Source organism: Variovorax sp. P1_H2, from assembly GCF_056405295.1.
Genome location: NZ_JBFUCJ010000209.1, coordinates 1 through 5451, shown reverse-complemented (window position 1 = coordinate 5451; position 5451 = coordinate 1). Strand labels below are relative to the sequence as shown.

The following is a 5451-nucleotide window of genomic DNA, read 5'->3' as shown; positions in this document are numbered from 1 at the left end:
GACCTGCATCGTGCCGCACTGCCAGTGGCGGCCAATCGCGTCGCGCAGCGTGTACTCGATCTTGGGGCCGTAGAACGCGCCCTCGCCCGGCGAAATCACGAACTCCACGCCCGAGCGTCGCAGCGCCTCCATCAGCGCGTTCTCGGCCTTGTCCCACAGCTCGTCGGAGCCGATGCGGTTGTCGGGCCGCGTCGCCACCTTGTAGAGGATGTCCGTGAAGCCGAAATCGGCATACACCTTGAGCAACTGCGCCGTGTAGGCCACGCACTCCTCGAGGATCTGGTCTTCCGTGCAGAACACGTGGCCGTCGTCCTGCGTGAAGCCGCGCACCCGCATGATGCCGTGCAGGCCGCCCGACGGCTCGTTGCGATGGCACTGGCCGAACTCGCCGTAGCGCAGCGGCAGGTCGCGGTAGCTGCGCAGGTCCGACTTGAAGATCAGCACGTGGCCCGGGCAGTTCATCGGCTTCAGCGCGTAGTCGCGCTTCTCCGACTCCGTCGTGAACATGTTCTCGCGGTAGTTCTGCCAGTGGCCCGTCTTCTCCCACAGGCTCTTGTCGAGGATCTGCGGGCCCTTGACCTCCTGGTAGCCCGTCTCGCGGTAGATCTTGCGCATGTACTGCTCGACCTGCTGCCAGATCGACCAGCCCTTCGGATGCCAGAACACCAGGCCCGGCGCAGCCTCGTCGATGTGGAACAGGTCGAGTTCCTTGCCGAGCCGGCGGTGGTCGCGCTTCTCGGCCTCCTCGATGCGGCGGATGTAGTCGTCGAGCTGCTTCTTGTCGGCCCAGGCCGTGCCGTAGATGCGCTGCAACTGCTCGTTCTTGGCGTCGCCGCGCCAGTAGGCGCCGGCCAGCTTCGTGAGCTTGAAGACCTTCAGGAAGCGCGTGTTCGGCACGTGCGGGCCGCGGCACATGTCGACATATTCCTGGTGGTAGTAGAGGCCCATGGCCTTCTCGTCGGGCATGTCCTCGACCAGCCGCAGCTTGTAGTCCTCGCCACGGGACTTGAAGACGTCGATGACCTCGTCGCGCGGCGTCATCTTCTTGACCACGTCGTAGTCCTGCGCGATCAGCTCGCGCATGCGGGCCTCGATCGCCGCCATGTCCTCGGGCGTGAACGGGCGCTCATACGAGATGTCGTAGTAGAAGCCTTCGTCGATCACCGGGCCGATCACCATCTTGGCCGTCGGGTAGAGCTGCTTCACCGCGTGGCCGACCAGGTGGGCCGTCGAGTGGCGGATGATCTCCAGGCCCTCGTCGTCCTTGGGCGTGATGATCTGCAGCTTGGCGGAGTGGTCGATGATGTCGCTGGCATCGACCAGCCGGCCGTCGACCTTGCCGGCCACCGTCATCTTGGCCAGTCCGGGGCCGATGGCCTTGGCAACGTCGGCCACCGAAACCGGGCCGGGAAACTCGCGCTGCGAGTTGTCGGGAAGCGTGATCTGGATCATGGAAAAACCTCGACGAGAAATAAAAAAAGCGCGGTCGTGGACCGCGCTTGGCTCTGGTTCATGGGCTGGAGAGATTTCCAGCGTGCGCGGCCTACCGGCCTTTTCCTTCGGGGAAAAGACCGCTCGTTGCGTGCGGTGTAGTTCGCGGTGTCATAACCAGGGTGCCTTTCTCGCTCTTGTGGGTGCTGAGACTGAGGCGCAGATTCTATCCGCTGCGCCGATCAACTCGCCGGCGCGGCATTCTTCAGGCCCAGCACGTCGATCTGCTCGATCGACGGCGGCTGGGCGAACAGGTCCGGCGCCTTCGCCATCAGGGCCTGGGCGATCGGCCCGGCCAGGTGGGCCTGGCGCCCGGCCTCGTCCTCGAAAGCATCGAAGATGCCGAAGGTGCTCGGCGACAGGCGCAGCGCGAACCAGATCGGCGTGGTCTTCTCGTCCCGCGCCATCGCCAGGCCGGCTTCGAGGAACTGCTGGACTTCGGTTTCCTTGCCCGGCTTGGCTTCGAGGCGGGCGAACAGTGCGTACTTGATCATGAGGGTCTCCTGTGGCTGCGGTTGCGCGGGATTGCGTCGACCTGCCATGAAACTCTAGGCCCGGGCTCGGCTTTGTCCTATTGGCATTTTTGACATCTTTGATATCGTTATTGCCATGAAGATCGACATCCTCGCGCTCGACGGCGTGTTCGATACCGGCCTGGCGACGGTGCAGGACGTCTTCGGCACCGCCAACGAACTGGCCGGCATGCTCGGCTTGGCGGGGCCGCCTTTCGACGTCGCGCTGGTCGGCATGCGCCGGAAGGTGCGCACCGCGCAGGGGCTCGGCGTGCCGGTGCTGCCTGCCGGCCCGGCACGCACGCCCGACTGGACGGTGATCCCGGCGATCGGCGAGAAGACGCCTGACGGGCTCCAGGCCGCGCTGCGGCGCCGCGACATCGCGGACGCCACGGCCGCGCTGCGCGAGCAGTCGGCGCGCGGCGTCCGGATCGCCGCGGCCTGCATCGGCACCTTCGTGCTCGCCGAATCGGGCCTGCTCGACGGCCAGAACGCAACCACCACCTGGTGGCTGTCGACGCTGTTCCGCCAGCGCTACCCGGCGGTGCGGCTCGACGAGTCGCGCATGCTGGTGAATTCCGGCGCCTTCGTCACCGCGGGTGCCGCGCTGAGCCATGTCGACATGGCGCTGCTGCTGGTGCGCCAGGCCAGCCCCGAGCTGGCCACGCTGGTGGCGAAGTACCTGATCGTCGACTCGCGGCCCTCGCAGTCGGCCTACGTGATCACCGACCACCTGAGCCATTCGGATCCGACCGTCGAGCGCTTCGAACGCTGGGCCCGCGGCCGGCTGGCCGAAGGCTTCTCGCTCGACGATGCGGCGCTGGCCGCCGGCACCAGCAAGCGCACGCTGGCGCGCCGCATGCAGCAGGTGCTCGGCAAGACGCCGCTGTCGTACTTCCAGGACCTGCGGGTCGAGCGTGCGGTGCACCTGCTGAAGACCAGCGACAAGAGCCTGGAGCAGATCGCGACCCTGGTCGGCTACGCCGAGGGCGTCACGCTGCGTGCGCTGCTTCGCCAGCGCTTGGACAGGGGTGTTCGCGACCTTCGCATGGCCGCCGACTGAGACCCCCACGCTCGTCACTGCCCGCAGACAAAAAAATCCCCGCGTGATCGCTCACGCGGGGATATGAATCAGAGACCCTCGGTCTTAGTGGAACTGTTCTTCCTCGGTCGAACCGGTCAGCGCGGTGACGCTCGACTTGCCGCCCTGGATCACGGTGGTCACTTCGTCGAAGTAGCCGGTGCCGACTTCCTGCTGGTGCGACACGAAGGTGTAGCCGCGGTCGCGGGCCGCGAACTCGGGCTCCTGCACCTTCTCGACATAGGCCGACATGCCGCGCTTCACGTAGTCCTGCGCCAGGTCGAACATGTTGAACCACATCGAGTGGATGCCGGCCAGCGTGATGAACTGGTACTTGTAGCCCATGGCGCCGAGTTCGCGCTGGAACTTGGCGATGGTGGCGTCGTCGAGGTTCTTCTTCCAGTTGAAGGACGGCGAGCAGTTGTAGGCCAGCATCTTGCCCGGGTGCACCTTGTGCACGGCCTCGGCGAACTTGCGGGCGAACTCGAGGTCGGGCGTGCCGGTCTCGCACCACACCAGATCGGCGTAGTAGGCGTAGGCGATGGCGCGCGAGATCGCCTGGTCCATGCCTTTCTTGGTCTTGTAGAAGCCTTCGGCGGTGCGCTCACCGGTCAGGAAGGGCTTGTCGTTCTCGTCGTAGTCGCTGGTCAGCAGGTCGGCGGCTTCGGCATCGGTGCGGGCGATGACCAGCGTCGGCGTGCCGCAGACGTCGGCCGCCATGCGCGCGGCGATCAGCTTCTGCACCGCTTCGGTGGTCGGAACCAGCACCTTGCCGCCCATGTGGCCGCACTTCTTGACCGAGGCGAGCTGGTCTTCGAAGTGCACGCCGCCGGCGCCGGCGCGAATCATGGCCTTCATCAGCTCGAAGCCGTTGAGCACGCCGCCGAAGCCGGCTTCGGCATCGGCCACGATCGGCGCGAAGTAGTCGACATAGGCCTCGTCGCCCGGGTTCGTGCCCTTGGACCACTGGATCTCGTCGGCGCGGCGGAAGGTGTTGTTGATGCGCTCGACCACGGTCGGCACCGAGTCCACCGGGTACAGCGACTGGTCGGGGTACATCGAGGCGTAGCTGTTGTTGTCGGCGGCGACTTGCCAGCCCGACAGGTAGATCGCCTTGACGCCGGCTTTCACCTGTTGCATGGCCTGGCCGCCGGTCAGGGCGCCGAGGCAGTTGACGTAGGGCTCGTTGTTGACCAGGTCCCACAGCTTCTCGGCACCGCGGCGGGCCAGCGTGTACTCGATCGGGAAGGAGCCGCGCAGGCGCACGACGTCGGCCGCGCTGTAGCCGCGCTTGATGCCCTTCCAGCGCGGATTGGTCGCCCAATCCTTTTCGAGGGCGGCAATCTGCTGTTCGCGGCTCAGTTGTTCTGTGATGGTCTGGGGCATGGTCACTCCGAGGGTTGATTGAGAGGTGGCGCTGTCGCGTCGTGGAAGTTACTTTAAGCGAGAGCCCTACTCTTATGTCTTATAGAAGACATATTTTTATATGAGCAAAATCAACAACTTACAATCACTTTTCTCAATGCAAAATTAATTTTCTCGTATTGAGAAAAAATATTGCGGCGCAGCAGTCGTTCTTTTCATAATGCGAAGCGAGTTTTTCGCGCGTGAAACCGTTGAGGGCGGGAGCTGAAATTCGATGGTCCATGGCGCGATACGCCTTCCGCGACGCATGAAACGCAATCGAAATTCAAAGAGGCGTCAGGGCCGCGCGCCGAGGCCACCGGGGGCCACCCGATGCCCTCGGCACGGGCAACGCTGTGTCGCGATCGTCGATCGACGACCGCTGTGACGGATCACGTCGATGGTGTGCTCTGCGCAGCGAAAAAAAGAGCAGGCCACAGGCCGGGGGACATTCGCGGAGCAGAGTACGCCGTCGGCGTGAGCCCGCCCACGCGCTCCCAGATTCGAATGGCCCGGTTTCATCCTAGTTGCTCCACCGCGCGGTGCGCGACCCACGACCCATGAAACGCTGTGTAATCGGGTGCGGCGTCCGGCACAGAGGTCGGTTTGTACTTGGTGCCTCGAACCCGAATCCTAGTTGGACCCGCGGCTCCACGAGCACCCCGTACTGTCGCCTCGGGCTTCGCGCCCCTGAGCACGCATTTCAGACTTCGATGACGTGGGCCGCACGCCGATGTCGCCGCGCATTGGAGGCGATCATGCAAGTCATCTATCCGCGCTGCGCGGGTCTGGACGTTCACAAGCAAACCGTGGCGGCGTGCGTGCGCATTGCCGGCGACGGCCCCCCGTTGCAGGAGGTGCGCACCTTTGCCACGACCACCTCGGGCCTGTTGGCGCTGGCCGACTGGCTCGACTCGTTCGGCGTCGAGCAGGTGGGCATGGAGGCCACGGGCGTGTACTGGA

At 64.9% G+C, this 5451-nt stretch carries 5 protein-coding genes; 2 read left to right on the top strand and 3 right to left on the bottom strand.

The window, feature by feature from the left end; all coding sequences use genetic code 11:
• Both thrS and AC1D2E_RS34535 read right to left on the bottom strand, forming a co-directional pair.
• The coding region (gene thrS, locus AC1D2E_RS34540) for a threonine--tRNA ligase (RefSeq protein ID WP_478201579.1) at positions 1–1452 on the bottom strand (1452 nt) is incomplete at its 3' end.
• 221 nt (positions 1453–1673) lie between these two features.
• Positions 1674–1985 carry a putative quinol monooxygenase gene (locus AC1D2E_RS34535; RefSeq protein ID WP_478201578.1) on the bottom strand — a complete coding sequence of 104 codons (312 nt, stop codon included), beginning with the start codon at positions 1983–1985 and terminating at the stop codon, positions 1674–1676.
• A 115-nt stretch (positions 1986–2100) separates the two neighbouring features.
• Here AC1D2E_RS34535 and AC1D2E_RS34530 point away from each other — a divergent pair, with 115 nt between their 5' ends.
• A complete protein-coding gene (locus AC1D2E_RS34530; protein WP_478201577.1) occupies positions 2101–3066 on the top strand; it encodes a GlxA family transcriptional regulator in 966 nt (321 codons plus the stop codon).
• An 84-nt stretch (positions 3067–3150) separates the two neighbouring features.
• Here the strand turns inward: AC1D2E_RS34530 and aceA are convergent, their stop codons facing one another.
• Positions 3151–4470: an isocitrate lyase gene (gene aceA / locus AC1D2E_RS34525; RefSeq protein ID WP_478171856.1), complete on the bottom strand. Its 1320-nt coding sequence runs from the start codon at positions 4468–4470 to the stop codon at positions 3151–3153.
• Positions 4471–5246: 776 nt separating this feature from the next.
• On the opposite strand from aceA, the gene AC1D2E_RS34520 reads away from it, so the two are divergent.
• The coding region (locus AC1D2E_RS34520; RefSeq protein WP_478201576.1) for an IS110 family transposase at positions 5247–5451 on the top strand (205 nt) is incomplete at its 3' end.